The organism is Sphingopyxis sp., from assembly GCF_036261875.1.
In the GTDB taxonomy this organism is placed as follows: Bacteria; Pseudomonadota; Alphaproteobacteria; order Sphingomonadales; family Sphingomonadaceae; genus Sphingopyxis.
In genome coordinates, this window is record NZ_DATAJZ010000016.1 from 1 (window position 1) to 3,347 (window position 3,347).

A 3,347-nucleotide genomic window follows, 5' to 3' on the forward strand; every position below is an offset into this window, starting at 1 on the left:
CTAAGGAAGCCGACATGGCGAGAGCCAGCAAGCGCCTCGAAGTGCTTGAAGCCATTGTGAGCATCATCGAGCGTGACGGCCTCACCGCCGTCACCCTCGACGCCGTAGCGCTCGAAACCGGCATGACACGCGCCGGCCTTCTGTATCATTTCCCGTCGCGCGAAGCCCTGATCCTCGCCACCCATGAGCATCTGACTCGCTCATGGGAACAGGAGCTGGAAGCGAGCGCCGGCAACACCTCGGACAGGGCGACAGACGCCGAACGACACGCCGCCTACATCAACACCTGCGCAAGAGCTGCCCGGCGGGTCGAACTACTGCTCATGCTGGAAAGCTCCGACAATCGGCAGCTTGGCGATCTGTGGCAACAGGTCATCGACCGCTGGGCACCTCCTGCGCCGATTGGAAACGACGCTGCCGAGTTGGACAGGTTCATTTCGCGCCTTGCCGCCGATGGGCTGTGGATTCACGAGGCGCTGTCGTCGCGCCCGCTCCCCGAGCAACTGCGCAAGCGTATCGCGGCGCGCCTCGTCGCGATGGCCGCCGGACCTGTTGAGGCGGAAGAAAACCTCCCGAAATAACTGGTGTCCCCCCACAACCCTACTGCGCCGGTGCTGCCGGCGCTTTCACGGTGATGGTGCATTGCTGATCTGAACCGGCCGTGCGCGCGGCCTCGGCGCATTGCCCGATCGCCTCGGCATTGTCGCGCACGAGCTGCGAGGAATCGGCCACGCCGCGCCAGCTTCGGGGATCGGCCACCCGCATCATGGTGACGCCGGCGTTCCATCGGTCCTGACCTATGACGGTCGCCGCAACATGGGTGTCGGCCGAGAAGGGCAGGAAACGCGGCAACAGCAAAATCAGGATATATGCGACGAAGTGGCGATTTTTTGGATACACAAACGTGTATCCATGCGATACTGTCGCTCTATGTCGAGCAAAGACGCTGGCCTCCGTATCCGTGTTGAAAGGGAACTCCGCGAGGCGTTCCAAGGGGCTTGCTTGGCCGAAAACAGGAGTGCGTCGGAAGTGTTGCGCGAGTTCATGCAGGCATTCGCCGACCGGCATCAAGGCGGCTTGCAACCCGATATGTTCACGGCACCAGCAGCCAGGAAGCCACGTCAATCAACAAAGAGAAAAGCGATATGAGCCAACTTAATTCTTTGGAAGGGCGCTTGACCTCGCTCGACTTGTTTGCAGGCGCGGGCGGACTGTCCGAAGGACTGCGCGAAGCCGGTTTCACGTCGCTTTACGCAAACGAGATTTCCCCGCGCTATGCGCAAACCTACGCCGCCAACCATCCGGCCACGCAGGTCGATAGCCGGGACATTCGCAAGGTCGATGCGCGCAAAGTCCGAAAACTATTGGGCTTGAAGCGGGGCGAACTGGATTTGATCGCTGGCGGCCCACCCTGCCAGGGCTTTTCGATCAACGCGCCCAAGCGTTCCACCGAGGATTCACGGAACCACCTGTTCCGCGAATACCTGCGGTTTGTCACCGAATTTCAGCCGCGCGCGGTCTTGATCGAGAACGTCCCTGGTATGGTGTCGTTTGAAGGCGGCGCAACGCTGGATGCGATCTTGGAATCATTGAAGCAGCTCGGCTACGACGCCGACGTGCGGATTCTGTACGCGCCGCATTACGGCGTGCCGCAAACCCGCTGGCGCACAATCATCCTTGGCAGTCGCTGCGGCGTCGATCCGATGGCGCTGTTCCCGGAGCCGCTGCGCCAAGCGCCGGTTCGGGTGAATTTCACCTCGCAATTCGCCGGGAAAAACTTGGTGAACTTGCCGCGCTCCCTGGAATTGCCGTCACACGTCACGGTCAAGGATGCCATTGGCGACTTGCCAGCCCTGCATAACGGCGAGATTGGCGAACAGGTCAAAGACTACCGGCACCCGGCGGATAACCCGTATCAACAATTGATGCGGGCAGGTTCAACGGGCGTGACGTGTCACGAGGCCGCCCGGTTGAGCAAGATCAACCTTGAACGCATGACGCACATTCCGCCGGGCGGGAACTGGACGGATATTCCCGAAGCCCTGTTGCCACGCGGGATGCGCATGGCGCGGCGCAGTGACCACACGAAGCGTTACGGTCGGGTCAATCCTGACGGCCTCGCATCCACCATCCTGACCAAGTGCGATCCGCATTGGGGCGCTTACTTCCATTACGAGCAGGACAGAGCCTTTACCGTGCGCGAAGCGGCACGCATCCAGTCCTTCCCTGACACCTACGTTTTCTGCGGGTCACGGGTTGAGCAATACGAACAGGTGGGTAACGCCGTGCCGCCGCTGCTGGGTGCAGCCGTCGGGCGAGCCATCGCCCAGGTGCTGGGGAGTGTCCGCAAGAACGAGCGCAAAGTACGGGTGGCGTAGTGGCGGGGAAGATTTGGGAGTTCTTCGGTTATCGCTCCGATGACCACTCTCCGGCGGCGGTGGCCGCCGCGACGGACAAACAATGCCCCTACTTGTCCGAAGTGTGCGAAAAGCGGTTAAGTGACGGGGCCATCGCCGGCGTTTGCACCATCAAGCCGGTAACTTCCGGCCCGGTTATTTGCTGTCCTATCCGCTTGTACGCGGACAAGTACCGTGCCCTGTATGACGTGGCAAAGATCGCGTTTGACGACGATTTAGAGCTGATCGCGGGCCGGCAAGCATCAGCACGGGCGCGGGCGAAACAAGCACCAGTCGTAGCCGTGTTCGGCAAACGCTGGGGCGGCGAGCTGCGCTTACCGCAAAAGGACGGCGCGGGCAGTTACTTCGTGGATTGGGTGCTGGCGTTGCTTGATGCCAATGGCAAGCTGAAAGAGTTTGTCGCCGTCGAAGTTCAGACCATCGACACAACGGGCAACTACCGCAACGGTCGGGAAGCCCTGCTCACGCCAGAACGCACGAACCCGGCGACGACGGCGGGCTTGAATTGGGAAAACGTCAATAAACGCATCCTTCCCCAACTGATCTACAAGGGCCAGGTGCTGCAACGTGAAGAGTTGTGCCGGAAAGGTTTGTTCTTCGTCTGCCCGCAACCCGTTTACACGAGAATCATGGCCCGCCTTGGTGGCGTCGCCGGTTTGATCCGCTATGCCTTGCAACCGGCCTCGATCACGTTTCTTGCCTATGAACACGAAGAAGCAGGCATCATCGACGGGGCCACGGTGCCGCTGAAAGCACTGCCGCCACATTCGACCACGGTTTACAAGGTGCAAGAGGCGTTCAACAACGTCACCTTGCCGGATGAAAACGTCTATAAAACCGCTATTGAGGCCGCTCTAGGCTAAAGGTTGCAGCCGAGAAAAGGAAAAGACGTGAGCAGCGAAACCGCCACCATCAGCGCCGCCGTTCCTG

The 3,347-nt window shown here is 60.6% G+C and carries 4 protein-coding genes; 3 read left to right on the forward strand and 1 reads right to left on the reverse strand.

The features are described 5' to 3' along the window. On the forward strand, positions 1-581 hold a 581-nt coding region (locus VHO04_RS08590; RefSeq protein ID WP_329627937.1), incomplete at its 5' end, for a TetR/AcrR family transcriptional regulator. A gap of 19 nt (positions 582-600) precedes the next feature. On the opposite strand, the gene VHO04_RS08595 is transcribed toward VHO04_RS08590, so the two are convergent. Beyond that, complete coding sequence (locus VHO04_RS08595) at positions 601-1,068, reverse strand: DUF6118 family protein (protein ID WP_237751948.1); 468 nt, start codon at positions 1,066-1,068, stop codon at positions 601-603. 77 nt (positions 1,069-1,145) lie between these two features. Here VHO04_RS08595 and VHO04_RS08600 point away from each other — a divergent pair, with 77 nt between their 5' ends. Both VHO04_RS08600 and VHO04_RS08605 read left to right on the forward strand, forming a co-directional pair. Continuing rightward, on the forward strand, positions 1,146-2,378 hold the full coding sequence (locus VHO04_RS08600; RefSeq protein ID WP_033455136.1) for a DNA cytosine methyltransferase: 1,233 nt from the start codon (positions 1,146-1,148) through the stop codon (positions 2,376-2,378). After that, positions 2,378-3,280 (forward strand): NotI family restriction endonuclease, encoded by a 903-nt coding sequence (locus tag VHO04_RS08605; protein WP_329627938.1) that lies wholly within the window; start codon positions 2,378-2,380, stop codon positions 3,278-3,280. The genes VHO04_RS08600 and VHO04_RS08605 overlap by 1 nt, the downstream gene beginning before the upstream one ends. Positions 3,281-3,347: the final 67 nt, after the last annotated feature.